Raw genomic sequence first — 24,302 nt, forward strand, 5'->3', positions numbered from 1 at the left:
CAGGTCTGCAGCCTTGGTCAGGCCTGCAGAGGCCCGGCCAGGACTGCAGCCTCGCTCAGGCCTGCGGCGCCGGTCAGGCCTGCTGCTCCTCGAAGGGCAGCACGTCCGGGGAGAGCACCGAAGCGCGGGCCGTCGCGGCGGTCAGCCGGCGGCGGTGGTGGCGGCGGCACAGCACCTCGTAGCCGACCTCGTCGTCGCGCACCGAGATGTCGCCGATCACCACCTGGGCGCCCTCGACCACCATCACCCCGCCGACCGTACGGGCGTTGTGGGTCGCCCGCGCCCCGCACCAGCACAGCGCCTCGACCTGCAGCACCTCCACCCGGTCGGCCAGTTCGATCAGCCGCTGCGAGCCCGGGAACAGCCGGGTGCGGAAGTCGGTGGTGATGCCGAAGGTGTAGACGTCGATGTCCAGCTCGTCCACCACCCGGGCCAGCTGGTCGACCTGCCCGGCGGAGAAGAACTGCGCCTCGTCACAGATCAGGTAGTCCACCCGGCCACCCGCCGAGAGCCGGTGCACCACGTGCGTGTGGAAGTCGAAGTCGTCGGTCACCTCGACCGCCTCGGCCTGCAGGCCCAGCCGGCTGGAGATCGTCGCGGTGCCCGCCCGGTCGTTGCGGGTGAGGATGACGCCCTGCCGGCCGCGCGCGGCGTGGTTGTGGTCCATCTGCAGCGCCAGCGTCGACTTGCCGCAGTCCATCGTGCCCGAGAAGAACACCAGTTCAGCCATGGGTGGAGCAGGGGCCTTTCAGATCAGGGGAGTTCGGGCACGGATGAGTCAAGGGAGCGGCTCAGCCGCGGACTTCGAGCAGCGGCACGAACTGCTCGACCGGGGTCATCGAGCCGTGCAGGCCGATCATCGCGGATTCGCCGGGCTCGTTGCGGGAGGCGACGATCGCGATGTCGTCGCGCGCCGCGGCGACCACGTCGCCGATCCGGCCGTACACCCGCTCGTCCACGGCCGGGCCGAACCAGCCCGCCGCGACCGCCTGGTCCCGGGTGGCGACCCACATCCGGTCGCCCAGCACCTCGCTCCAGACCGTGTGCACGTCGGCCGCGGCCCCCGGCACCGCGTACACGTGCCGGGCCCGGCCCTCACCGCCGAGCAGGGCCACGCCAGCGCCCAGCTCCCAGTCCTCGTCGAAGTCGATCCGGTCCTCCGGCGCGATGTCGATCATGCCGTGGTCGGCCGTCACGTACATCGCCGAACGCGGCGGCAGCTGCTCGGCCAGCCGGCGGGCCAGCCGGTCCACCGCGTCCAGCGTCATCCGCCACTCGTCGGAGTCCACCCCGAAACGGTGGCCCGCGCCGTCCAGCTCGCTGACGTATGTGTACACCAGCGCCCGGTCGTGCTCGGCCAGCCAGGAGGCCGCCAGGTCCATCCGCTCCTCGCCGGTGGTGCGGCCGAGGAAGGTGCCGCCGGACAGCGCCACCCGGGTCAGCGGGGTCTGCGCGAACAGCGGGGACGAGACCTGCGCGGTCGCCACCCCGGCCTGGTGCGTCCGCTCGAAGACCGTCGGGTACGGCTGCCAGGCGTGCGGCTCGGTCGGCGGCTGCCAGCGCAGCTGGTTCATCAGGTAGCCGGCGCCCGGCACCGCCACCGTGTACCCGGCCAGGCCGTGCAGGCCCGGCGGCGTCCCGGTGCCGACCGAGGCCAGCGAGGTCGCCGTGGTGGACGGGAAGCCCGCGGTCAGCGGACGGCCGCTGCCGCCCAGCGAGCTCCCGGCCAGCGAGGACAGGAACGGCGCGTACTCGGGGTGGCGAAGCAGCAGCTCCCAACCCAGGCCGTCCACCAGGAACACCACCACCCGGTCCGCCGGGGCGATGGGCAGCGTCGCGGTGAACCCGGGAACGCCGAGCCCCGCCGCCACCGAGGGCAGCAGGTCGCACAGCGAACCGCTGCCGTACGGGGGCGCGGGGGCCGCGGCCGGGTCAAGGATCTCGAAGGCGTCGTAGCCGTCGGCAGGAACGAAGGACATGGAACCGGATTCGTAGCGTTCGGTGGCGGCGATCAGACCCGCGGGCCGTTGTCGATCGTCGCGTCGGACAGTGCCCGGGCGAACACCAGCGCCTGGGCCACCGTCTCCGGGCCGTCACCGGCCTCACTCACCCGCAGCGAGAGATCGTCGGCGGTCGCCGAGCCCGTGTAGCCGTGGTCCGCCTCGCAGTTCGGGTCCGAGCAGCCGGCCGGCTCCAGGTCCAGGCGCTGCACCGCGCCCCAGCCGATCGTCAGCACGACCTCGCGCGGAAGCGTCCCCGGCGTGTACGTCTCCGGGTTCGCCACCATCCGGCTCACCACGACCGAGCCGATCCGGTCCAGCCGGACGCTCTCCGTCGAGGTCGTCGCGAACGGCACCGAGGGGCTGCCCTCGGCCCCGGACTGCTCGTCGGTGTGGCTCACCACGAACCGGGTCGGGGTCAGCACCAGCACCGTCACGTGCCGGCGGACCTCGTTGGCGTCGAAGGTCGTCTCCTGGTGCACCAGGTAGGAGCCGATCGGCTCCGGGCCCACCGCGGACTCGACCGCCTCGGACACCAGGGCTGGGTAGTAGCCGCTGCGCTCGATCGCCGAGCGCAGGTCCTGAGTGGTGGTGGTACCGGTCTTCGCCATATCTCCATCCTGGCATGGTCCGCCGACGAAGCGGGCGGCACGGCGCCGAGCTTCGGACAACAGCGCCCGGGCAGGGCGCAACCAAGGAAGGTTACAGCGTGCTCATCGCGCGCGGGCCCAGATCGCTGCGGACCGGCAGGGGCGCGACCCGCACCCGCGCCCCCAGGATCGCCAGCCCGTGCGGGGCCACGACCACGGGTTCGAGATCCACCGAGGCGATCTCCGGGACGTCGTCCACCAGCTGCGACACCCTGAGCAGCAATTCCTCCAGGGCCGCGGTGTCCACCGCCTCCGCGCCGCGCCAGCCGAACAGCAGCGGCGCGGCCCGCACCTCCCGGATCAGCCCGGCGACGTCCTGGTCGGTGGCCGGAACCAGTCGGTGCGCCGTGTCGCCCAGCAGTTCGGCCGGTGCGCCTGCCAGGCCGAAGGACAGGATCGCCCCGACCGCCGGGTCCACCGTGGCGCCGATCACGGTGTCCACACCGCGCGGCGCCATCCGCTGCACCACCAGCTCGGCCTGCGCGGCGCCGCCGAGCAGCGCGTCCAACTCGCGGTGGGCGCGGCGCAGGCCCGGCTCGTCGGTCAGGTCCAGCCGGACGCTGCCCAGGTCGGGGCGGTGGCGCAGGTGCGGGGCGGTCGCCTTCAGAGCCACCGGGTAGCCGAGCGAGGCCGCCGCCGCGACGGCCGTCTCCTCGTCCGGGGCCGGCCGCGTCGACGAGACGTCGATGCCGTAGCGGACCAGCAGGTCGCGGGCCTCGGCGTCGGACAGGGTGATCCGGGCGCCGCCGGGCTGGGTGCGCGCGGCGATCGCGGTTCGGGTACTCAGCGCCGCCGCCACCAGGTTGCGGGCGCCGGGCTCATCGATCCGGTCCAGCTCGGGGACGCGCGCGGTCTCCTCCGCCTCGGCCGTCCGGCGGCGCCACTGCGCGTAGTGGACGGCGTTGGCGAGGGCGTGCACGGCCCGCTCGGGCGCCGCGTACGCGGGGATGCCGCCGGGGCGCAGCCGGACCGGCAGGTCGGTCAGTGCCAGGTGGGCGAGCACCAGCGGCTTGCCCAACTCCTGGGCACGCTGACCGGCTTCGAGCAGGGCGGCGGCGATCTCCGGGTCGTCGGAACCCATCGCGGGGTCGTCCTCGCCGGTCAGCCGGCCGCCCATGAAGGCGTGCGCCGAGGTGCCGATCGGCGGGATGGCGACGGCGATCACCGCGTCCACGGCGGGGTCGGCGAGGGCGACGTCGAGCGCGATCCGGAAGTTCTCGCCGGTCGCGGCGGTGGTCAGGTCGACGGGGGTCCGCGGGCGCAGGCCCGCGCCCAGCAGGGCGTCGTAGGTGAGCAGGCCGAGCGAGTCCGAGTTGCCGACCACCGCGACCCGGTCCCCCGGCGGCAGCGGCTGCAGGGCCAGCAGCTCGCCGGTGTCGTACAGCTCGGTGATGGTCGCGACCCTGATGACGCCCGCCTGTTCGAACAGCGCGTCGACGGTCGCGTCGCGCAGGCCGGTGGCGGTGGCCGGGACGGCGTGGCCGGGCGGCAGGCTGCCGGTGTGCCGGGCGCCCTTGACCACCACGATCGGCTTGGCGGCGGCCAGGCGGCGGGCGATCCGGGTGAACTTGCGCGGGTTGCCGAAGGACTCCAGGTACAGCAGGACGACCCGGGTGGCCTCGTCCTCGGCCCAGTACTGCAGGAAGTCGTTGCCGGAGACGTCGGCGCGGTTGCCCACCGAGGCGAAGGAGGAGACGCCGAGGCCGCGCTTGTGGGCGGCCTCCAGCAGGGCCACGCCGATCGCGCCGGACTGGCAGAAGATCCCGAAGCCGCCGCGGCCGGGCAGGCGCGGCGCGAGCGAGGCGTTCAGCGGGTTCGCCGGGTCGGTGTTGATCAGGCCGAAGGCGTTCGGGCCGATCACCCGCATCCCTGCCGCGCGGGCCTGGCGGACCAGGGCGCGCTGCCGGTCCCGGCCCTCCGGACCGGTCTCCGCGTAGCCGGCGGTGACCACCACCAGGCCCTGCACGCCGTGGGCACCGCACTCGGCGACGGCGGCCGGGACGGCGCCCTCGGGGACGGCGATCACCGCGAGGTCCACCGGCCCGGGGATGTCCAGAACCGAACGGTGCACCGGGATGCCGTCCAGCTCGGTGCCGGGCGGGGCGTTGCGGTTCACCGCGTAGACCGGGCACTCGGTCGGGGCGCCGCCCAGCAGGTCGCGCAGGATCGCCCGCCCGACCGTCTGCGGGGTGCGGGAGACCCCGATCACCGCGACCGAGCGCGGGGTGAGCAGCCGCTGCACCGAGCGCGCCTCGGCGCGGTGCTCGCGGGCACGCATCACGGCGAGCGAGCGGTCGGTCTGTTCGAGGCTGAACTCCAGGTGCACCACGCCGTCGGCGAAGCTGCGGCGCTGGGTGTAGCCGGCGTCGGTGAAGACCTTCACCATCTTCCGGTTCTCCGGCAGCACCTCGGCCTGGAAGCGGCGGATGCCGCGCTCCTGCGCGACGGCCGCGATGTGCTCCAGCAGTGCCGAGGCCACGCCGCGGCCCTGGTGGGCGTCCTGCACGAGGAAGGCCACCTCGGCGTCGGTCCCGGTGGCGGACGGGCGGCCCTCGGCGTCGATCCGGTCGTACCGGACGGTGGCGATGAAGTCGTCCCGGATGACGACCGCGAGGCCGACCCGGTTCACGAAGTCGTGGTGGGTGAAGCGGCGGACGTCCTTGGCGGAGAGCCGGGGATAAGGAGCGAAGAAACGGAAGTACTTGGACTGGTCCGAGACCTGCTCGTAGAACTCCACGAGGCGCCCTGCGTCGGCGGGCGTGATCGGCCGGATCCGGGCCGTGCCACCGTCGCGCAGCAGGATGTCGGCTTCCCAGTGCTGCGGATAGTCCGGTTGCTGCTCGGGGTTCGGCACCGCGGAGTCGTCCACATTCGTCAGGTTATCCGGCGGCGGGCCGGATGGCGCCGGGTGCGTGCTCACGGCAGGGCGGACAGGACCAGTGGCCGGGGTTTATGCCCCGAAAAGAAACAATCACAAGTCCTGAACGCAGCGGCCCGCAGGGGTTGCCTGCGTGCGACACTGGTCTAGACAACACGGCCGCTTCCCCCGCTCCCCGAGCACGGCCGTGACCAGCTTCACCGGAAAGGCACGTCTCATGGCCGAGCGCCGCGTCACCATCGGTTGGGCCGAGGGCCTGCACGCCCGTCCCGCCTCCGTCTTCGTCCGGGCCGTGACGGCCACCGGCGTGCCGATCACCATCGCCAAGCCCGGCGGCAACCCGGTCAACGCCGCCTCCATGCTCGGCCTCCTCGCCCTGGGCGCCCAGGGCGGCGACGAGGTCATCCTGGCCTCCGACGCAGCCGACGCCGACGACGCGCTCGACCGCCTCGCCAAGCTCGTCCAGGAGGGCCTCGACGAGCTCCCCGCCGCGGCCTGAGGCCTCGCAACCGCCCGATCGGGGTGTCGCCGGACTTCCGGCGGCACCCCGATCTGCTGTGGTCGGCCCTTCGCCCGTCGAGGTCAGCCCTTGACGCAGACGACCTGCTTGAGGTGCGCGACCACCTCGACGAGGTCCTTCTGCTGCTCGATGACCTTCTCGATGTTCTTGTAGGCGCCCGGGATCTCGTCCACCACGCCGCTGTCCTTGCGGCACTCCACGCCCGCGGTCTGCTCGGCCAGGTCCCGCGTGGTGAACCGCTTCTTCGCGGCGTTACGGCTCATCTTGCGGCCGGCGCCGTGCGAGGCGGAGTTGAACGACGCCTTGTTGCCCAGGCCGCGGACGATGTAGGAGCCCGTCCCCATCGACCCCGGGATGATCCCGAAGTCACCGGAGCCGGCCCGGATCGCGCCCTTGCGGGTCACGAGCAGGTCGACGCCGTCGTACCGCTCCTCCGCCACGTAGTTGTGGTGGCAGCTGATGACCTCGTCGAAGGTGACCTTCGCCTTCGCGAACTCGCGCCGGACGACGTCCTGGAAGAGCGCCATCATCACCGCTCGGTTGTTCTTGGCGTACTCCTGCGCCCAGAACAGGTCCTGGCGGTAGGCGGCCATCTCCGAGGTCTTCGCGAGGAAGACCGCGAGGTCGTGGTCGACCAGGCCCTGGTTGTGCGGCAGCGAGCGGGCGACGCCCATGTGGTGCTCCGCCAGCTCCTTGCCGATGTTTCGGGATCCGGAGTGCAGCATCAGCCAGACCACACCGGTCGTATCAACACATACTTCTATGAAGTGATTTCCCCCGCCGAGCGTGGCCATCTGCTGCATCGCCCGCTCGCGGCGCCACTTGACGTCCTCCGCGATGTCGTCGAAGCGCTGCCAGAAGTCGTCCCAGCCCGCCGCCCGGAAGCCGTCCAGCTTCGCCGGGTCGACCGGGTCGGTGTGCAGGCCGCGGCCGACCGGGATGGTCTGCTCGATCTTGCTGCGCAGGCCGGACAGGTCGTCCGGGAGGTCCTTGGCGGTGAGCGAGGTCTTCACCGCGCTCATCCCGCAGCCGATGTCGACGCCGACCGCCGCCGGGCAGACCGCGCCCTTCATGGCGATGACGGAGCCGACCGTCGCGCCCTTGCCCAGGTGGACGTCGGGCATCACGGCGAGGCCGTGCAGCCACGGCAGGGAGCTGATGTTGCGCAGCTGCTGCAGGGCCTGGCTCTCGACCGTCGCCGGATCGGTCCACATCCGGATCGGGACCCGGACGCCGGGTACCTCGGTGTACGTCATCGCTGAACGACCTCCATGGGTCGGGTGGTTCACGAGAAATGGGGTGCCGCGCGAAAGGATCCCGGCGGGGCTCGGGGAAGTTCAGGGGTGGGGCTCAGGCGCCCGGGGCGGCACAGAGGGAATGCGGCCTTGGGGAGCGTCGTCGTATGGCTCGCTCGACCCGCATGGTGACCGCCTCCCTTCGTTCGTCAGAGTTCGTACGTGTGTGCCGGGGATATCTATCCACGGACCGGACGGGGCCCGCAAGGGATTTAAAAACGCGTTCGGCCCGGTGGAGCGGGTGCTCCACCGGGCCGGACGGAACCGCAGCGGTCGTCAGCTGACGACGGTGACCTCGCCGATGCCGAGCGCCCGCACGTCGTCGGCGATCGTGGCGGCGTCGCCGACCAGGACGGTGACCAGCCGGTCCGGCGGGAAGGCCGCGACGACCGCCTCGGTGGCGGCGGCGGTGGGCAGTTCGGCGAGCTGCCGGTAGACCTCGGCCTGGTAGTCGTCCGCCAGGTACTGCTCGACCTGGTCGGCCAGGGTGCCGGCCACCGAGCCCGCGGTCTCGTACTTCAACGGGGCGACGCCGACCAGGAACTGCACGGCCTCGTCGCGCTCGGCGTCGGTGAGGCCCTCGGCGGCGAGGGTGCGCAGGATGGTCCAGGTGTCGGCGAGCGCCGGGGCGGTGGAGGCGGTGTCCACCGAGCCGCTGATGGCGAGCAGCGAGCGCCCGCTGCCGTCGGCGGCGGAGCGCAGCGGCTGGGCGAAGGAGCGGACGCCGTAGGTGTAGCCCTTCTCCTCGCGCAGGACGCGGTCGAGGCGGGAGGTGAGGGTGCCGCCCAGGCAGTAGGTGCCGAGGGTCTGGGCGGCCCAGACCGGGTCATGCCGGTCGGGGCCGATCCGGCCGATGAGCAGCTGGGTCTGGACGGAGCCGGGGCGGTCCACGATGACGACACGGCCGTGGTCGTCGCCGGCGACCGGGGCGTGGACGGAGGCCTCGGCGGCCGAGCCGGTCCAGGTGCCGAGGGTGCTCTCCAGGAGGGCGGGCAGGTCGACGCCGGTGAGGTCGCCGACCACGACGAGGGTGCTGGTCGCCGGGCGGACGTGGGCCTCGTAGAAGGCCTTGACGGCGGCGCGGTCGATCGACTTGACGGTGTCGGCGGTGCCGGCGCGGGGCCGGGAGAGCCGGTCGGCGGCGTCGAAGAGCTCGGCGTAGAGGGCCTTGGCCGCGCGCCGGGCGGGACTGGCCTGCTCGTGGACGATCTCGTCCAGGCGGTTGGCGACCAGGCGCTCGATCTCGGCCTCGGGCAGCGCGGGGGCGCGCAGGGCGTCGGCGAGCAGGGAGAGGCCGCGCTGGAGCCGGGAGGCGGGCACCTCCAGGGAGACCCGGATGCACGGGTGGTCGGCGTGCGCGTCCAGGGTGGCGCCGGCCCGCTCGAGTTCGCCGGCGAACTCCTCGGCGCTGAGGGTGTCGGTGCCTTCGCTGAGGGCGCGGGCGAGGATGGCGGCGATGCCGTCGAGGCCCTCGGGTTCGGCGGCGAGCGGGGCGTCGAGGAGGACCTCGACGGCGACCAGCTGCTGGCCGGGCCGGTGGCAGTGCAGGACGGTGATGCCGTTGCCGAGGGCGGTCCGCTCGGGGGCGGGGAAGGCCCACGGGCTGGGGGTGCCGGGCTGGGGCTGGGGGTGGAAGGTCATGGCGGGGACGTAGTCGGTGCTCATACGGCGGCACCCTCCTCTTCGGAAGCGGCGTCGGAGTCGGCGGCGGAGTCGGCGGCGGCGGAAGCGGCGTCGGTCTCGGCGGCGGTCGGCTCGTAGACGAGGACGGCCCGGTTGTCGGGGTGGATCCGGGCCTTGGCGACGGCCTGGACCTCCTCGGCGGTGACGTCGAGGACCTTGGGGAGGGCGTCGTTGAGCAGCTTGGGGTCGCCGAACAGGACGGCGAAGCGGCAGAGTTCGTCGGCGCGGCCGGCGACGGTGGTCAGCCGGTCCAGCCACTCGCGCTCGATCTGGGCCTGGGCGCGCTCGAGTTCCTCGGCCGTGGGGCCCTCGGCGGCGAAGCGGGCGAGTTCCTCGTCGACGGCGGCGTCGATCTGCGCGATGGTGGCGTCGCCGGAGGTCTTGACGTCGAGCCAGCCGAGGCTGGGGGCGCCGGCCAGGCGCAGCAGGCCGAACCCGGCGGCGACGGCGGTGCGGTCGCGGCGGACGAGCCGGTTGTAGAGGCGGCTGGACTCGCCGCTGCCGAGGATGGTGAGGGCCAGGTCGGCGGCGTCGGCCTCGCGGGTGCCGTCGTGCGGGAGGCGGTAGGCGGCTGTCAGGGCGCGGGAGGGGACGTCCTCGTGGATCTCCTCGCGGATCTCGCGGCCGATGGTGTCCGGGAGTTCGCCGGAGCGCGGGGGCTGCTTGCCGTCGTGGGCGGGGATGGAGCCGAAGTACTTCTCGACCCAGGCGATGGTCTGCTCGGGGTCGATGTCGCCGACGACGGACAGGACGGCGTTGTTGGGCGCGTAGTAGGTGCGGAAGAACGTCCGGGCGTCCTCCAGCGTGGCCGCGTCGAGGTCCGCCATGGAGCCGATGGGCGTGTGGTGGTACGGGTGGCCGTCGGGGAACGAGAGGGCGGTGAGCTTCTCGAAGGCGGTGCCGTACGGGACGTTGTCGTAGCGCTGGCGGCGCTCGTTCTTGACGACGTCGCGCTGGTTCTCCATGGAGGTCTCGTCGAGCGCGGCGAGCAGCGAGCCCATGCGGTCGGCCTCCAGCCAGAGGGCGAGCTCCAGCTGGTGGGCGGGCATGGTCTCGAAGTAGTTGGTGCGCTCGAAGCTGGTGGTGCCGTTGAGCGAGCCGCCGGCGCCCTGGACCAGTTCGAAGTGGCCGTTGTTGGAGACGTTGGCGGAGCCCTGGAACATCAGGTGCTCGAAGAGATGGGCGAGGCCGGTGCGGCCCTTGACCTCGTGGCGGGAGCCCACGTCGTACCAGAGGCAGACGGCGGCGACCGGGGTGAGGTGGTCCTCGGAGAGGACGACGCGCAGCCCGTTGGCCAGGCGGTGCTCGGTGATGGCGATGCCTCGGCTGGAGGCGGGGGCCGGGTTGGCCATGCGCTCGGGTCCTTCCCGTCGTCGATGTCGGGGTTCGTGTGGCGTCCCCCATTGTGGTGCAACGTGCGGGAGCCGTGTTTGTGTCCGCGCGGACGGGGTCGTTCGCCAGGGGCGGAAGAGGGCCGCTGACCGGGAGTGTCGGCGCGAGGGTCCACAATGGGGGCGCCGTGCCCTGTCGACCACACCTGGTTGACGGGTTCGGCGTCAGGACGGCACCGGCCGACCGACGACCGACCTAGACACAGCCAGCGACACGTAAGGGAGCCCCGCCGCGATGGCCCGCCGCAGTTCGCAGACCCCGCCGCCCGGAGACTTCGAGGAGCGGATCCTCGACGTCGATGTCGTGGACGAGATGCAGGGCTCCTTCCTGGAGTACGCCTACTCGGTGATCTACTCGCGTGCGCTGCCCGACGCGCGGGACGGTCTGAAGCCGGTGCACCGCCGGATCCTGTACCAGGCCAACGAGATGGGCCTGCGCCCGGAGCGCGGGCACGTGAAGTGCGCGCGCCTGGTGGGCGAGGTGATGGGCCGGCTGCACCCGCACGGTGACGCGTCGATCTACGACTCCGTGGTGCGCATGGCCCAGCCGTTCTCGATGCGGCTGCCGCTGATCGACGGGCACGGCAACTTCGGTTCGCTGGGCAACGACGACCCGCCGGCCGCGATGCGTTACACCGAGTCGCGGCTGACCGCGGCGTCGATGGCGATGGTGGAGTCGATCCACGAGGACACCGTCGACTTCGGCCCGAACTACGACGGCAGCGAGCGGGAGCCGCTGGCGCTGCCGGCCGCGTTCCCGAACCTGCTGGTGAACGGTGCGACGGGCATCGCGGTGGGCATGGCGACGAACATGCCGCCGCACAACCTGTCCGAGGTGGTGGCGGCGGCCCGGCACCTGATCAAGCACCCGAACGCCGACCTGGACACGCTGATGCGGTTCGTCCCCGGTCCGGACCTGCCGACCGGCGGGCGGATCGTGGGCCTGTCGGGGATCCGGGACGCCTACGAGTCCGGCCGCGGCACCTTCAAGATCCGGGCGACGACGACGGTGGAGGCGGTGACGGCCCGCCGCAAGGGCATCGTGGTCACCGAGCTGCCGTACAACGTCGGCCCGGAGAAGGTCATCGCGAAGATCAAGGACCTGGTCAACGCGAAGAAGCTGCAGGGCATCGCGGACGTCAAGGACCTGACCGACCGCGAGCACGGGCTGCGGCTGGTGATCGAGGTCAAGAACGGCTTCGTGCCGGAGGCGCTGCTCGAGCAGCTCTACAAGCTGACGCCGATGGAGGAGACCTTCGGCATCAACAACGTGGCGCTGGTGGACGGGCAGCCGCTGACGCTGGGTCTGAAGGAGCTGCTGGAGGTCTACGTCGACCACCGCTTCACCGTGGTGCGCCGGCGCAGTGACTTCCGCCGCCGCAAGCGCGAGGAGCGGCTGCACCTGGTCGAGGGCCTGCTGGTGGCCCTGCTCGACATCGACGAGGTCATCGCGATCATCCGGTCGAGTGACAACGCGCAGCAGGCGAAGGAGCGCCTGATGGAGCGCTTCTCGCTGTCGGACACGCAGACGGCGTACATCCTGGACACCCCGCTGCGCCGGCTCACCCGGTTCGACCGGGTGGAGCTGGAGCAGGAGAAGGCGAAGCTGACCGCGGAGATCGCGGAGCTGACCGAGATCCTGGATTCGGACACCCGGCTGCGCAGCGTGGTGTCGTCCGAACTGGGCGCGGTGGCGAAGCAGTTCGGCACGGAGCGGCGGACGGTCCTGCTGGAGGCGGGGGCGGCGCCGTCGGCGGCGCTGGCGGTGCCGTTGGAGGTCGCGGACGACCCGTGCCGGGTGCTGCTGTCCTCGACCGGGCTGCTGGCGCGGACGGCGGACGGCGAGCCGTTCGAGTTGTCGGAGAAGCGGGCGAAGCACGACGTGATCGTGTCGGCGGTGCACGCGACGGCGCGTGCCGACGTGGGCGTGGTGACGTCCGCGGGCCGGGTGCTGCGGCTGCCGGTGATCGACCTGCCCGCGCTGCCGCCGACGCCGTCGCCGACGCTGGCGGGCGGGGCCGCGGTGGGCGAGTTCCTGCGGCTGGAGGCCGGGGAGCGGGTGCTGGCGCTGACCACGTTGGACGAGTCCTCGCCGGGGCTGGCGCTGGGCACCCTGCAGGGTGTGGTGAAGCGGGTGGTGCCCGAGTGGCCGGCGAACAAGGACGAGTTCGAGGTGATCGCCCTCAAGGAGGGTGACGAGCTGGTCGGCGCGATCGAACTGCGCACCGGTGAGGAGGACTTGGTCTTCATCACCTCGGACGCGCAGTTGCTGCGCTACCCGGCGGGCCAGGTCCGCCCGCAGGGCCGTCCGGCCGGCGGCATGGCGGGCGTCAAGCTGTCCGACGGGGCGCGGGTGCTGTCCTTCACGGCGGTGGACCCGGCCACCGACGCCGTGGTGGTCTCGGTCGCCACGACCTCCGGCACGCTGTCCGACGGCGAGCAGACGACCTGGAAGGTCACCGCGTTCGAGCAGTATCCGCGCAAGGGCCGCGCCACCGGCGGCGTCCGCTGCCAGCGCTTCCTGCGCGGCGAGGACGCCCTGGCCTTCGCCTGGGCCGGCGCCGCCCCGGCCCGCGCCGCCACCGCCAAGGGCGCCCCGGTCGACCTGCCCGACCGCGACCCCCGCCGCGACGGCTCCGGCATCCCGGTCACCACGCCCATCGCGGTGGTCGCCGGCCCGGCGTAGCGGCGCACGGGGGGAGGGATGCCGCGCGGGGTGTCCCTCCCTCCGCCGTTTCCGGGGCTCGACGGCCGCGGCAGACGGTGAGGGTAGCCTTGCCCGGGTGAGCACCTGTGCGACGTTGTCGCGTGAACTTTCGGAGCCGCTGGCCGCGACGGCGGCGGTGGCGAGCACCTGGCTGCTGGTGGAGCAGAACGGGCCGTGGGGTGCCAAGGCCCTGCGCGAGAGCCATCTGGACGCGGCGCTCGGTCAGGCGCTGGAGGAGGCCGCGGCGGGGACGGGCGTGCGGGTGGCGCTGATCCGGCGGCCGGGGCGGCACGCGGACTGCCTGCCGACGGCGCGGCACGAGGTGGTCGTGGCGCACACGGTGCCGGGCCGCGGCTGGGTGCGCCGGGCGGGGGTGACGGACCCGGCGGAGCTGCTGGGGCTGGACTTCGCGGCGCTCGGCGCGGGTGACCACACGGGCTTCGGGGCGGAGCACGTCGGCGGCCCGGTGGCGCTGGTGTGCACCAACGGGCGGCGGGACCGCTGCTGCGCGCTGCTGGGCCGTCCACTCGCGGCGGAGCTGGCGGCGGCCGGGCACAGCGAGGTGTGGGAGGTGACCCACCTGGGCGGGCACCGTTTCTCCCCGACGATGCTGGTGCTGCCGTACGGCTACGCGTACGGACGGCTGACGGCGGAGAGCGCCAAGGAGGTGCTGGCGGCGACGGCGTCCGGGCACATGGTGCCGGCGTGGTCGCGCGGCTGCTCGGGCTGGGAGCGCCCGGGCCAGGCGGCCGAGCACGCGGTGCGGCTGGCGACCGGCGAGACCGGCGTGGACGCGCTGACGCTCAGCCAGCGGCCGGACGGCGCGGGCCGCTGGCTGGTGACGGTGCTGCACCAGGACGGCCGGGCCTGGGAGGTGGACGTGATCGAGTCGGCGAGCGAGCCGCCGCGTCCGGAGAGCTGCGGCAAGGCGGCGGGGACGCCGTCCCGCATGGACGTGCTGTCCGTACGGGGGATCTGACGAGGAGCCTGACCAGGAGTCCGAAAATCGGCCCGACCCGGAGTCCGAAAAGTGGCCCGACAAGGGGTCTGACCAGGGTTCCGGCAAGGGGTCCGAGCGAACGAACAGCGGCCCCGCGCCCGTGGGGGTGAGCGCGGGACCGCGGCAGCAGGGGCTCAGCCGGTGGCCTTGCCGACGAACTCGGTGGTGTACGTCTTGGACAGGTCGATCGACCCCTCCTTGCCCTTGACGTCCGGGTGGAACGCCGCGAGCACCGAGAGCACGGTCTTCGGACCGTCGGCCGGCATCACGCCGTCCGTGGTGAACATCGGCAGCGTCGCCTTGATCGCCGCCGCGTACTGGTCGGCGCCGCCCTGCCCGTAGTCGGCGGGCATCTTCGCGGCGATCTCCTCGGGGGTGTGGGTGGACATCCACTTGAGGGTCTTCACGAAGGCGTTGGCGAGCTTCTGGGTGGTGTCCTTGTTCTTCTCCACCCAGTCGATGTTCATGTACAGCGAGGACGACGGGTACAGCCCGCCGAGCGCCTGGCGCGAGCCCTCGGGGGTGCGCATGTCGTAGAGGACCTTGCCGAGGCCCTTGTCCAGGATGGTGGCGACGGTCGGGTCCGTGGTCATCCCGGCGTCGATGCTGCCCTGTTGGAGCGCGGCGATGAAGGTCTGGCCGGCGCCGACCGCGATCGGGCTGAACTCGCTGACGGCGGTGCCGTTCTTGACCGCGAGGTACTTGGTGAGGAAGTCGGTCGAGGAGCCGAGGCTGGTGACGCCGAGCTTCCTGCCCTTGAAGTCGGCGCCGGACCTGACGGCGTCGGCCTGCTTGGTGGAGACCACCTCGACCTCGCCGGGCGCCTGGGCGAACTGCACCACGGACTCGACGTTCTTGCCCTTGGCCTGTAGGTCGATGGTGTGGTCGTAGAAGCCGACGGCGCCCTGGACGTCCCCGGCGAGCAGGGCGGTGGTGGCGTTGACGCCGGCGGGCTCGGTCATCAGCTCGACGTTGACGCCGGCCTCGGCGAAGTAGCCGAGCCGCTGGGTGAGCATCGCGGGCAGGTAGATGACCTTGTCCAGGCCGCCGACCATGATCTTGACCTTGGGCCCGTCGACCTGCTGCCCGGCCGGGGCGGCGACCGCTCCGTGGCCGGCGGTGGCGGCGTCGTTGGCGCAGGCGGAGAGCGGGAGGAGCAGGACGGCGGCGAGGGCGGCGGCAGCGGCTCTGCCGGTCGGGTTGGGGCGCATGGGTGGGGGGTGCCTCTCTCTTCTTGCCGGCGGGGGGTGTCAGCGGCCGTCGCCCGCGTCGGCGGGCTTCCAGCGGAACAGCTTCTTCTCGGCGAAGGTCAGCAGCCCCTCGGTGAGCAGCGCGACGACGGCGAGGATGGTCATGGCGGCGTACACGCCGGCCGCGTTGAAGGTGCCCTGGGCGGCCGCGACGAGCAGGCCGAGGCCCTTGGTGGCGCCGATGTACTCGCCGACGATGGCGCCGATCAGCGCGAAGCCGAAGCTGACGTGCAGGCTGGTGAAGATCCAGGTGGTGGCGGCGGGGATGACCACCTGGAGGGTGACCTTGCGGTTGTCGGCGCCGAGGATGCGGGCGTTGGCGACGAGGTTGCGGTCCACCTCGCGGGCGCCCTGGAAGGCGTTGAAGAACACCGGGAAGAACACCAGCACCACGGCGGAGGCGACCTTGGAGGCCGGGCCGAGGCCGAACCAGATCAGGAAGATCGGCGCGAGCACGATGCGCGGGATGGCGTTGAGCACCTTGATGTACGGCCCGAACACGTCGGCCAGGAAGCGGATCCGGCCGAGCGCGATGCCCAGCAGCACACCACCGATGACGCCGATCACCCAGCCGGTGAGGGCCTCGTAGAGGGTGTAGCCGATCTGCTCGCCGAGCGAGCCCTGCGCGGTGCCGTGGGTGATCCACTGCCAGATCTGGTCCCAGATCTTCGACGGCTGCGAGAAGTTGAACGGGTCGATGACGTCCGTACGGGCGCAGACCTCCCAGAGCCCGAGGAAGGCGACCAGGACCGCCCCCCGGGCGCCGTAGACACCCAACTTCCGGTTGCGGGCGGCCCGTTCGCGGGCCTCGGTTCTCGTCGTGACGGCCGGGGACTTCCCGGCGACGGCGGACGCGGTCTCAAGCGGCACGACCCGCTCCTCTCTCCCGGGTGATGCGCACCTCTTCGCCGAGCGAGGCCCAGATCTCGCGGTACAGCTCGACGAACCTCGGTTCCAGCCGGACGGCCTCCACGCTGCGCGGTCGTGGCAGGTCGACGGTGAAGATCTCCTTGACGGTGGCCGGTCCGGCGGTCATGACGACGACCCGGTCGGCGAGCGCGATGGCCTCGTCCAGGTCGTGGGTGACGAAGACGACCGACGCCGCGCCCCTGGAGGAACTCGTGCCGGCCCACAGCTCCAGCAACTGGTCCGACATCAGGGCGCGGGTCTGCACGTCCAGCGCCGAGAACGGCTCGTCCATCAGCAGGATCGCCGGGTCGTTGACGAAGGTCTGGGCGAGCGCGACGCGCTTGCGCATGCCGCCGGACAGCTGGTGCGGGTAGCGGTCCTCGAAGGCGGCGAGGCCGACCCGGCCCAGCCAGTCCCGGGCCCGCTCCTTGGCCTCGGCGGCGGGCACGCCGCGGAAACGCGGGCCGGCCATGACATTGGACAGGACGGTGCGCCAGGGGAAGACGGCGTCCTGCTGGAAGACGAACCCGACCTTCGGGTCGATCCCGCTGACGGGCTCGCCGTACACCCGGACCTCGCCCTCGGTGGGCTCCTCCAGGCCGCTGACCAGGGTCAACGTGGTCGACTTGCCGCAGCCGGTGGGCCCGACAACGGCGACGAACTCGCCTTGGGCGACGGTGAGATCGAGATCGCGGACGGCGGTGTGCAGGGCCCCGGAGGGGGTGCGGAACCGTTTGGTCGCGCCGGTCAGCTCGATCGCCGGGGTTGTGCTCATTCGATCCTCCCGGGTCAGTGCTTGCCCCGGAAAGGTAGGAGCGGCCCCGGCCCCGGCGGGAGCCTTCTCCGCGTACTGCGACTTCTCCGCATAGAGGGGTGTTCTGCTCGTTTTGCTTCCGCTACAACTGCGGGGACGCGGCTGACAGAAACACGCCGGAAACGTAGGGTGTCCCGACCCCCGTGTCCCGCCCCTCCCGAGGACGCTCCCCACCCCGCAGAACCACCCCGAGAACCACCCCCGCAGACCCGCCCCTGCGCCCCCACCCCCGCAGAACCGCCCGAAGCTGCCGAGAGGAGGCCCGGATGAAGCTCCCCCACTGGCCCCGCCGGGTCTTCGCCCAGCTGCTGCTGAGCCAGACCGTCGTCACCGTCGGTGTCACCACCGTGACCGCCGGGCTGTTCCTGGCCCCGGTCAGCAGCGAGCTGGACCACGACGCGATGCAGCGGGCGCTGTCGATCGCCCAGGCCACCGCCACCGACGAGACGATCGCCCGGGCCGCCGACACCCGCGACGTGGTCACCGCGCAGCGCAACGCCGAACAGATCCGCCTGGCCACCGGCGCCAGCTTCGTGGTGGTCACCGACCTGGACGGGATCCGGCTCTCGCACACCGACCCCGGCCGGATCGGCCACCGGGTCAGCACCGACCCGGAGCCGGCGCTGGGCGGCCGCAGCATCACCGCGATCCAGCAGGGCACCCTGGGCCGCACCGCGCGCGGCAAGGTGCCACTGCGGATGACGGACGGCCGGATCGTCGGCGAGGTGTCGGTGGGCATCAGCGACGACTCGATCCGGCGCCGGCTGCTGAAGATGCTCACCGGGATCCTGCTGTGCGCGGGCGCCGGCCTGGCCGCCGGTACGGTCGCCACGCTCGCCCTGGCCCGCCGGCTCAAGCGCCGCACCCACAACATCGCGCTGGCCGACATCTCCGCGCTGCTGGTGGAGCGGGAGGCGATGCTGCACGGCATCCGCGAGGGCATGGTGGCGCTGGACGAGCGCGGCCGGATCCGGCTGGCCAACGACGAGGCGGTCCGACTGCTCGGCCTGCCCGAGGACTGCACCGGCCGCCCGATCGCCGAGGTGCTGCCGCCGGGCCGGCTGGCCGACGTGCTGACCGGGCGGATCACCGGCGCCGATCTGCCGGCCGTCCGGGACGACCGGGTGCTGGTGGTCAACCGGATGGCGACCCCCGAGCGGGGCGCGGTGGTCACACTGCGCGACCGCACCGAGCTGGAGTCGCTGGTCCGCGAACTGGACACCACCCGCAGCCTGACCGAGGCGCTGCGCGCCCAGGACCACGAGCACGCCAACCGGATGCACACCCTGCTGGGCCTACTGGAACTGGGCCGCCACGAGCAGGCGGTGGCGTTCATCTCGGAGCAGTCCGGCTCGCACGCCGTGGTCGCCGCCCGGATCGCCGAGCAGGTGCAGGATCCGCACGTCGCGGCGCTGCTGGCGGGCAAGACGGCGGTGGCGCAGGAGCGCGGGGTCCGGCTGGTGCTGGCCCCGGCGGCGCACCTGCCGGACGCGGTGGTGGACGCCCGGGCGCTGGTGACGGTGCTCGGCAATCTGATCGACAACGCGGTGGACGCGTTGACGCCGGGTGGGGGCGGCCGGGCGGAGGTGAGCCTGGCGGCGGCCGGCTCGACCCTTCTGCTGCAGGTCGCGGACAGCGGCCCGGGCGTGCCGGAGGAGCTGCGCGAGCAGGTCTTCGAGGAGGGGTGGACCAGCAAGGACGCACCCGCGCACCGTCCGCGCGGGCTGGGACTGGCGATGGTGCGGCGGCTGGTCGAACGGACCGGCGGCCGGATCGTGCTCGACGCCGGGCCGATGGGCGGCGCCCGGTTCACGGTCGAGCTGCCCGAGGCCCTGCTCACCGATCGGCTCGTGGAGGCCTGATGATCGACGTACTCGTGGTGGACGACGACTTCCGGGTCGCCGACGTGCACGCCGCGTACGTGGCCAAGGTGCCGGGCTTCCGGGTCACCGGCACCGCGCACTCGGCCGGGGAGGCGCTGGCCTCGCTGGAACGCCGCCCCGTGGACCTGCTGCTGCTCGACCACCACCTGCCCGACGAGACCGGCCTGGCCCTGGTGCGCCGGCTGCGGGAACGCCAGGTGGCCTGCGACGTGATGATGGTGACCGCCGCCCGGGACGTGTCGACGGTGCATGCCGCGATGCAGCACGGCGCGCTGCAGTACCTGGTCAAGCCGTTCACCTTCGCCGGGCTGCGGGACAAGCTGGCGGCGTACGCGCAGCTGCGGCACGCGCTGGCCGCACCGGCCCGGGAGGCCGGCCAGGACGAGGTGGACCGGCTGTTCGCGACCCTGCGCAGCGCCGCCGCCCCGGCCGGGACCCTGCCCAAGGGTCACTCGGCGCCGACCACCGACCTGGTGATGGGCGTGCTGCGCCGGGCGGGCCGGCCGCTGTCCGCCCAGGAGGTCGCCGACGCCACCGGGCTGAGCCGCTCCACGGCGCAGCGCTACCTCAAGCAGCTGGAACGGGACAGTCGGCTACGGCTGACCCTGCGGTACGGCGACACCGGCCGCCCGGAGCACCGCTACGGGCTAGCGGCTCGGGCGTAGCCCCGGTCCTGGCCGGGTGGCAGCAGTCCCGGCCGGGCCGGGTGGCAGCAGTCCCGGCTTGGTGGCACCGGGCCCGGCGCCGCAGGGCCCCGGATATGGGGGAACCCCGGCGGCCCCAGGCCCGGGGTTCCCCGGGCGCGACGGCTCAGGCCGCGCCCGCACCGGTGAGGGCACGCACCTCCAGCTCGGCGAAGCGGTCCGCGTCGGCCGGCTCGGGCGAGGTGACCGTACCGATCCAGCCCGCCAGGAAGCCGAGCGGGATGGAGACGATGCCGGGGTTCTCCAGCGGGAACCAGTGGAAGTCGACGCCGGGGAACAGCGCCACCTTGGTGCCGGAGACCACCGGTGAGAAGAACACCAGCACGATCGCCGGGACCAGACCGCCGTACACCGACCAGACCGCGCCGCGGACGGTGAACCGCGACCAGAACAGGCTGTACAGCAGCACGGGCAGGTTGGAGGAGGCGGCGACGGCGAAGGCCAGGCCGACCAGGAAGGCGACGTTCAGCTGCTGCGCGTAGAGGCTGAGCACGATCGCCGCCGCGCCGATCCCGACGGCCGCGATCCGGGCGACGACGATCTCCTGCCGCTCGCCGGCCCCGGGCCCGGGCTCCTCCGCAGCCCGGGAGGCCGCGACGCCCTCCGACGACCGGGACGCCGGGACGGCCTCGGCCCGACGGCGGCGCCCCCGGTCGCGAAGTGCCCGGGGGCGCCGCCGGGGCCGGTTGCGCCAGGCCCCGGCCCAGATGTCGTGGGCGAAGGCCGCCGAGGAGGCCAGGGTCAGTCCGGCGACCACGGCGAGGATGGTGGCGAAGGCGATCGCCGAGATCAGCGCGAACAGCACCACCCCGCCGGTGCTGCCGTTGCCGCCGCCGAGCACCAGGGCGAGCAGCGGCACGGCGGTGTTCCCGGCCGAGTTGGCGTGCCGCACCTCGGCCGAGCCGACCAGCGCGGTGGCGCCGAGGCCGAGCACGATCGCCATCAGGTAGAAGCCGCCGACCAGGCCGATCGCCCACATCGTGGAGCGGCGGGCGGCGCGCGCGGTGGGCACGGTGTAGAAGCGGGACAGGATGTGCGGCAGGCCGGCGGTGCCGAGCACCAGGGCGAGGCCGAGGCTGAAGAAGTCCAGCCGGCTGGTGAAGGTGCGGCCGTACTTGAGCCCGGGTTCCAGGTAGCGGTGTCCGGCGCCGCTGTGCTGCGCGGCCTGGCGCATCAGTTCGCCGAGGTCGCCGTGGAAGCGGACCACCAGCAGCACCGTGAGCAGCACCGAGCCGGCGGTGAGCAGGAAGGCCTTGATGATCTGGATCCAGGTGGTGGCCCGCATCCCGCCGATCGTCACGTAGACGATCATCAGGGCGCCGACCCCGATGATGGTCCAGGTCCGGGCCTGCGGGCTGTCGGTGCCGAGCAGCAGGGCGACCAGCGAGCCGGCGCCGACCATCTGGGCGACCAGGTAGAGCAGGGTGACGACGACGCTGGCGCCGCCGGCCGCGGCGCGCACCTTGCGGCGGCGCAGCCGCAGCGCGAGCACGTCGGCCAGGGTGTACCGGCCGGCGTTGCGGACGAGTTCGGCGACCAGCATCAGCACCACCAGCCAGGCGACCAGGAAGCCGATGCTGTACAGCACGCCGTCGTAGCCGTACAGGGCGATCAGCCCGGCGACGCCGAGGAAGGAGGCGGCGGAGAGGTAGTCGCCGGAGAGGGCGAAGCCGTTCTGCAGCGGGGTGAAGTCGCGGCCGCCTGCGTAGAAGTCCTCGGCGGCGTTGCCCTGGCGGCCGACCCAGAGGGTGATGCCGAGGGTGACCAGGACGACGACGGCGAACAGCACGATCGCGAGCGAGTGGTGGTCGCCGGTGGGGGCGACGGGGGGCGGGGTGGCGGTCGTCAGCACGGTCGTCACCGCGTTCCTCACCGGGCCGGTCATCAGTGTGGTCATCACGCTCGTCATCGCAGTTGGTCCTGGGTGTCCCAGCGCAGGCCCAGGGCGGCGCGGTCGCGCTTGGTCCGGGCGTTGCGGGCGTAGAGCCAGGTGAGCAGGAAGGTGGAGGCGAACTGCAGCAGGCCGAGCAGCCAGGCCACGTTGAACGGCCCGGCCACCTGGGTGCGCATCAGGTCGGGGGCGGCCGCCTGGGCGGCGACGTACAGCAGGTACCAGCCGAGGAAGCCACCGGTGACCGGGAAGACGAACGACCGGTAGCTGCGGCGAATGTCCTGGAAGGCCGCGCTGGCCTGGACCGCCCGGTAGACCTTGGTGCTGTCGGCGGCCTCCGGAGCGGCGTCGACGACCGGGGCGTCCGGGCAGATCGGCGGGACGGCGGCCCGGTCGGCCGGCGCGGCGGCGGGCTCGGCCGCGACCGGTGCCGACCGCTCCGCACGGGCGGGAGCCGTACGCGCCGGAGCCGTGCCCGCCGGAGCCGTACGGGCGGGCGCGGGCTGCGTCGGCACGGCCGATCGGCGGTGCGGTGCCGACGGCTCGAACGGCTCGGACGTGGCTCCGGACGGGACGTCGGCCGGGCTGCCGGACGGGGTGGCGGACAGGGTGGCGGCAGCCGGAGCGGCCCACCAGTCGAATCGCTGTCCCTGCCCGGGACTGCTCGTCTGCTGCTGTGGCACTGCTGCTCCTGGGCCCGGCCGGACGTTCTGACCCGAACCATGATGGGGGCCGCCGGACAGCGCCTCCGACCACCGTAGATACGTTCACTCGATGAGGTGATCGATCATCCGACAGACACTCATACGACTACTGCTGCGTACCGGTGATTCCGTGTCGGAACGCGTACGCGACCGCCTGCGCCCGGTCCCGGACCGCGGTCTTGGCGAACAGGTTGTTGATGTGCGTCTTCACGGTGGCCTGGCTGACGAACAGCCGCTGGGCGATCTCGGCGTTGGAGAGCCCCTGCGCGATCAGCGCCAGCACCTCGGCCTCCCGGACGGTCAGCCCGTCGGGCAGCTCCCCCGGCCGCACGGCGCGCCGTTCGGCCGTCGGCGCGGACCGGCCCGGCTGCTCCGACAGCCTTTCCAACAGCCGGAGTTGGACCTGCGGCGAGAGCCCGGCCGCGCCCGCGCGGACGTCCGCGACGACCCGGGCGATCTCCTCGGCGCCGGCGTCCTTGGTGAGGTAGCCGCGCGCCCCGGCCTGCAGTGCCGGGAACAGCGAGTCGTCGTCGGCGTAGGTGGTGAGGATCACGACCTCGGTCTCCGGGTGCGCCGCCCGGATCCGCCGGGTCGCCTCGACGCCGTCGCAGCGCGGCATCCGCAGGTCCATCAGCACCACGTCCGGGTGATGGCGCTCCACCAGGGCGACGGCCTCCTCCCCGTCGCCCGCCGCGCCGACCACCTCGATGCCGGGCAGCAGCCCCAGCAGCATCACGATGCCCTCGCGCACCACCGTCTGGTCGTCCGCCACCAGCACCCTGGTGATCGCCGCCGTCATGCCGGCACCCGCAGCAGCACGCGCCACCCTCCGTCCTCCGGGCCCGCCAGCAGCGTGCCGCCGAGCAGTTCCGCGCGTTCGCGCATTCCCAGCAGACCGTACCCGCTGCCGCTGCCGGCCAGCTCCCCCGGCGAAAGCTCACCCGGCGACAGCTCACCCGCGGACTGGCCGCGCGGCGGGCGGGTGTTGCGCACCTCCAGCTCCACGACTCCGTCCAGGTAGCGCAGTTCGACGGAGCAGCGGGCGCCGGGCGCGTGCTTGCGCACATTGGTCAGCGCCTCCTGCGCGGTGCGCCGCACCGCGAGGGCCGGCTCGGCGGCGAGCGGCCGGGGTGTGCCGGTGACGACGAGGGCGGCCCGCTCCCGGCCGGTCAGCTCGACCAGGAAGTCCCCGACCGGGGTGAACTCGCCGCGCAGCGCGGACAGCGCCTGCCGGGTCTCGGCCAGCCCGTCCTGCGCCATCCGCCGGGCGGCGACGACCCGTTCGCGAATCTGCTCGCGATCGGTGTCGCGCTCCAGCATCAGCCGGGCCGCCTCCAGGTGGACGAGCTGCGCGGAGAGGCTGTGGGCGAGCACGTCGTGGATCTCCCGGGCGATCCTGGCCCGTTCGGCGAGCGCCGCGCTCTCCGCCTCGGCGGCCCGCGCGGCCCGCTCCTGTTCGAGCAGTCGGCGCGCGGTGCCGCGCGCCTCGACGTCCAGCCGCAGCAGGTAGCCGAGCAGGACGGAACCGCCGACGGTGGCGGAGATACTGAGCCAGCTCGCCGGGGAAGCGGCCGTGTACGAGCCCAGCGCGGCCACCGCCGCGAGCAGCGCGGGCGCGGGCGGCAGCCGGATCAGCACCGTCACGGCCAGCCCGATCCAGAGGAAGTCGGCCAGCGTGTAGGCCAGCCCCCGGTTGGCGAGCCAGGCGGCACCGATCAGGGCGGCCGACAGCAGGTACGAGGCCGTCGGGCGCTGCTCCCGGGTGACCCGCAGGTAGAGCGCGCAGAGCGCGACGGCCGCGACCAGCCCGGCCGCCGCGGCCACCGCCGCCCAGCCGGCGTACTTGCCGTCGGAGAAGGTCCCCCAGCCGACGACGGCCAGCAGGACGATCCGACCGAACACGCTGAGGACCCGCCGCGGCCGGCTCTCGGCCTCACGCTCCAGCCCCTCGCGGGACGGCCAGCGGGTCCGGTACCACGCGGCCACGGGTGCCTCCTCGGTGCTCACGGCGGGCTCAGGGCTC

19 protein-coding genes are annotated in these 24,302 nt (G+C 73.0%); 5 read left to right on the plus strand and 14 right to left on the minus strand.

From position 1 onward, the window contains the following. Window positions 1-73: 73 nt before the first annotated feature. The 4 genes from ACZ51D_RS38290 to ACZ51D_RS38305 all read right to left on the minus strand — a co-directional run bounded on the left by ACZ51D_RS38290 (window position 74) and on the right by ACZ51D_RS38305 (window position 5,504). Window positions 74-730 carry a thymidine kinase gene (locus ACZ51D_RS38290; RefSeq protein ID WP_360506051.1) on the minus strand — a complete coding sequence of 219 codons (657 nt, stop codon included), beginning with the start codon at window positions 728-730 and terminating at the stop codon, window positions 74-76. Window positions 731-791: 61 nt separating this feature from the next. Then, complete coding sequence (locus ACZ51D_RS38295) at window positions 792-1,979, minus strand: alkaline phosphatase family protein (protein ID WP_465623130.1); 1,188 nt, start codon at window positions 1,977-1,979, stop codon at window positions 792-794. Window positions 1,980-2,011: 32 nt separating this feature from the next. Then, window positions 2,012-2,611, minus strand: coding sequence for a DUF5998 family protein (locus ACZ51D_RS38300; RefSeq protein WP_360506045.1), 600 nt, complete (start codon window positions 2,609-2,611; stop codon window positions 2,012-2,014). Between the two features lie 91 nt (window positions 2,612-2,702). Beyond that, window positions 2,703-5,504: a bifunctional acetate--CoA ligase family protein/GNAT family N-acetyltransferase gene (locus ACZ51D_RS38305; protein ID WP_465664886.1), complete on the minus strand. Its 2,802-nt coding sequence runs from the start codon at window positions 5,502-5,504 to the stop codon at window positions 2,703-2,705. Between the two features lie 241 nt (window positions 5,505-5,745). Here ACZ51D_RS38305 and ACZ51D_RS38310 point away from each other — a divergent pair, with 241 nt between their 5' ends. After that, complete coding sequence (locus tag ACZ51D_RS38310; protein ID WP_360506040.1) at window positions 5,746-6,027, plus strand: HPr family phosphocarrier protein; 282 nt, start codon at window positions 5,746-5,748, stop codon at window positions 6,025-6,027. 83 nt (window positions 6,028-6,110) lie between these two features. Here ACZ51D_RS38310 and ACZ51D_RS38315 read toward each other — a convergent pair whose 3' ends face one another. The 3 genes from ACZ51D_RS38315 to ACZ51D_RS38325 all read right to left on the minus strand — a co-directional run bounded on the left by ACZ51D_RS38315 (window position 6,111) and on the right by ACZ51D_RS38325 (window position 10,378). Further along, entirely contained in the window at window positions 6,111-7,304 is a 1,194-nt protein-coding gene (locus ACZ51D_RS38315; RefSeq protein WP_465623133.1) for an RtcB family protein, read from the minus strand. Between the two features lie 315 nt (window positions 7,305-7,619). Further along, window positions 7,620-8,984 carry a M16 family metallopeptidase gene (locus ACZ51D_RS38320; RefSeq protein ID WP_360506092.1) on the minus strand — a complete coding sequence of 455 codons (1,365 nt, stop codon included), beginning with the start codon at window positions 8,982-8,984 and terminating at the stop codon, window positions 7,620-7,622. Window positions 8,985-9,004: 20 nt separating this feature from the next. Further along, complete coding sequence (locus ACZ51D_RS38325) at window positions 9,005-10,378, minus strand: M16 family metallopeptidase (protein ID WP_465664864.1); 1,374 nt, start codon at window positions 10,376-10,378, stop codon at window positions 9,005-9,007. A 274-nt stretch (window positions 10,379-10,652) separates the two neighbouring features. On the opposite strand from ACZ51D_RS38325, the gene ACZ51D_RS38330 reads away from it, so the two are divergent. Both ACZ51D_RS38330 and ACZ51D_RS38335 read left to right on the plus strand, forming a co-directional pair. Continuing rightward, a complete protein-coding gene (locus ACZ51D_RS38330) occupies window positions 10,653-13,103 on the plus strand; it encodes a DNA gyrase/topoisomerase IV subunit A (RefSeq protein ID WP_360506031.1) in 2,451 nt (816 codons plus the stop codon). Window positions 13,104-13,200: 97 nt separating this feature from the next. Beyond that, window positions 13,201-14,103 (plus strand): sucrase ferredoxin, encoded by a 903-nt coding sequence (locus ACZ51D_RS38335; protein WP_465664866.1) that lies wholly within the window; start codon window positions 13,201-13,203, stop codon window positions 14,101-14,103. Between the two features lie 155 nt (window positions 14,104-14,258). Here the strand turns inward: ACZ51D_RS38335 and ACZ51D_RS38340 are convergent, their stop codons facing one another. Genes ACZ51D_RS38340 through ACZ51D_RS38350 form a run of 3 tightly spaced genes read right to left on the minus strand, consistent with a single transcriptional unit; the run spans window position 14,259 to window position 17,058 of the window. Then, complete coding sequence (locus ACZ51D_RS38340; protein WP_360506025.1) at window positions 14,259-15,335, minus strand: ABC transporter substrate-binding protein; 1,077 nt, start codon at window positions 15,333-15,335, stop codon at window positions 14,259-14,261. Between the two features lie 39 nt (window positions 15,336-15,374). Beyond that, window positions 15,375-16,244, minus strand: a complete 870-nt coding sequence (locus tag ACZ51D_RS38345) for an ABC transporter permease (protein ID WP_465623140.1) — start codon at window positions 16,242-16,244, stop codon at window positions 15,375-15,377. Beyond that, a complete protein-coding gene (locus tag ACZ51D_RS38350) occupies window positions 16,234-17,058 on the minus strand; it encodes an ABC transporter ATP-binding protein (RefSeq protein ID WP_360506020.1) in 825 nt (274 codons plus the stop codon). Before ACZ51D_RS38350 ends, ACZ51D_RS38345 begins: the two co-directional genes overlap by 11 nt. 305 nt (window positions 17,059-17,363) lie before the next feature. On the opposite strand from ACZ51D_RS38350, the gene ACZ51D_RS38355 reads away from it, so the two are divergent. Then, window positions 17,364-18,959: an ATP-binding protein gene (locus ACZ51D_RS38355; RefSeq protein ID WP_465623142.1), complete on the plus strand. Its 1,596-nt coding sequence runs from the start codon at window positions 17,364-17,366 to the stop codon at window positions 18,957-18,959. Continuing rightward, window positions 18,959-19,645, plus strand: coding sequence for a response regulator (locus ACZ51D_RS38360; protein WP_360506014.1), 687 nt, complete (start codon window positions 18,959-18,961; stop codon window positions 19,643-19,645). Before ACZ51D_RS38355 ends, ACZ51D_RS38360 begins: the two co-directional genes overlap by 1 nt. Window positions 19,646-19,790: 145 nt before the next feature. On the opposite strand, the gene ACZ51D_RS38365 is transcribed toward ACZ51D_RS38360, so the two are convergent. From ACZ51D_RS38365 to ACZ51D_RS38380, 4 genes are all read right to left on the minus strand, one after another. After that, on the minus strand, window positions 19,791-21,593 hold the full coding sequence (locus tag ACZ51D_RS38365; protein ID WP_465623144.1) for a solute symporter family protein: 1,803 nt from the start codon (window positions 21,591-21,593) through the stop codon (window positions 19,791-19,793). Continuing rightward, window positions 21,590-22,258: a DUF485 domain-containing protein gene (locus ACZ51D_RS38370; RefSeq protein WP_465664868.1), complete on the minus strand. Its 669-nt coding sequence runs from the start codon at window positions 22,256-22,258 to the stop codon at window positions 21,590-21,592. The genes ACZ51D_RS38365 and ACZ51D_RS38370 overlap by 4 nt, the downstream gene beginning before the upstream one ends. A 127-nt stretch (window positions 22,259-22,385) precedes the next feature. Beyond that, complete coding sequence (locus tag ACZ51D_RS38375; RefSeq protein WP_465664870.1) at window positions 22,386-23,078, minus strand: response regulator transcription factor; 693 nt, start codon at window positions 23,076-23,078, stop codon at window positions 22,386-22,388. Further along, window positions 23,075-24,265 carry a sensor histidine kinase gene (locus tag ACZ51D_RS38380; protein ID WP_465623148.1) on the minus strand — a complete coding sequence of 397 codons (1,191 nt, stop codon included), beginning with the start codon at window positions 24,263-24,265 and terminating at the stop codon, window positions 23,075-23,077. Before ACZ51D_RS38380 ends, ACZ51D_RS38375 begins: the two co-directional genes overlap by 4 nt. Window positions 24,266-24,302 lie beyond the last annotated feature (37 nt).

The sequence above is a fragment of the Kitasatospora sp. NPDC033851 genome (genome assembly GCF_055576085.1).

What these genes read in the sequence shown, in the direction of transcription:
- ACZ51D_RS38290 (WP_360506051.1), bottom strand. Translation starts at nt 730, where the DNA reads ATGGCTGAACTGGTGTTCTTCTCGGGCACGATGGACTGCGGCAAGTCG.
- ACZ51D_RS38295 (WP_465623130.1), bottom strand. Translation starts at nt 1,979, where the DNA reads ATGTCCTTCGTTCCTGCCGACGGCTACGACGCCTTCGAGATCCTTGAC.
- ACZ51D_RS38300 (WP_360506045.1), bottom strand. Translation starts at nt 2,611, where the DNA reads ATGGCGAAGACCGGTACCACCACCACTCAGGACCTGCGCTCGGCGATC.
- ACZ51D_RS38310 (WP_360506040.1), top strand. Translation starts at nt 5,746, where the DNA reads ATGGCCGAGCGCCGCGTCACCATCGGTTGGGCCGAGGGCCTGCACGCC.
- ACZ51D_RS38315 (WP_465623133.1), bottom strand. Translation starts at nt 7,304, where the DNA reads ATGACGTACACCGAGGTACCCGGCGTCCGGGTCCCGATCCGGATGTGG.
- ACZ51D_RS38320 (WP_360506092.1), bottom strand. Translation starts at nt 8,984, where the DNA reads ATGACCTTCCACCCCCAGCCCCAGCCCGGCACCCCCAGCCCGTGGGCC.
- ACZ51D_RS38325 (WP_465664864.1), bottom strand. Translation starts at nt 10,378, where the DNA reads ATGGCCAACCCGGCCCCCGCCTCCAGCCGAGGCATCGCCATCACCGAG.
- ACZ51D_RS38330 (WP_360506031.1), top strand. Translation starts at nt 10,653, where the DNA reads ATGGCCCGCCGCAGTTCGCAGACCCCGCCGCCCGGAGACTTCGAGGAG.
- ACZ51D_RS38340 (WP_360506025.1), bottom strand. Translation starts at nt 15,335, where the DNA reads ATGCGCCCCAACCCGACCGGCAGAGCCGCTGCCGCCGCCCTCGCCGCC.
- ACZ51D_RS38350 (WP_360506020.1), bottom strand. Translation starts at nt 17,058, where the DNA reads ATGAGCACAACCCCGGCGATCGAGCTGACCGGCGCGACCAAACGGTTC.
- ACZ51D_RS38355 (WP_465623142.1), top strand. Translation starts at nt 17,364, where the DNA reads ATGAAGCTCCCCCACTGGCCCCGCCGGGTCTTCGCCCAGCTGCTGCTG.
- ACZ51D_RS38360 (WP_360506014.1), top strand. Translation starts at nt 18,959, where the DNA reads ATGATCGACGTACTCGTGGTGGACGACGACTTCCGGGTCGCCGACGTG.
- ACZ51D_RS38365 (WP_465623144.1), bottom strand. Translation starts at nt 21,593, where the DNA reads ATGACGAGCGTGATGACCACACTGATGACCGGCCCGGTGAGGAACGCG.
- ACZ51D_RS38375 (WP_465664870.1), bottom strand. Translation starts at nt 23,078, where the DNA reads ATGACGGCGGCGATCACCAGGGTGCTGGTGGCGGACGACCAGACGGTG.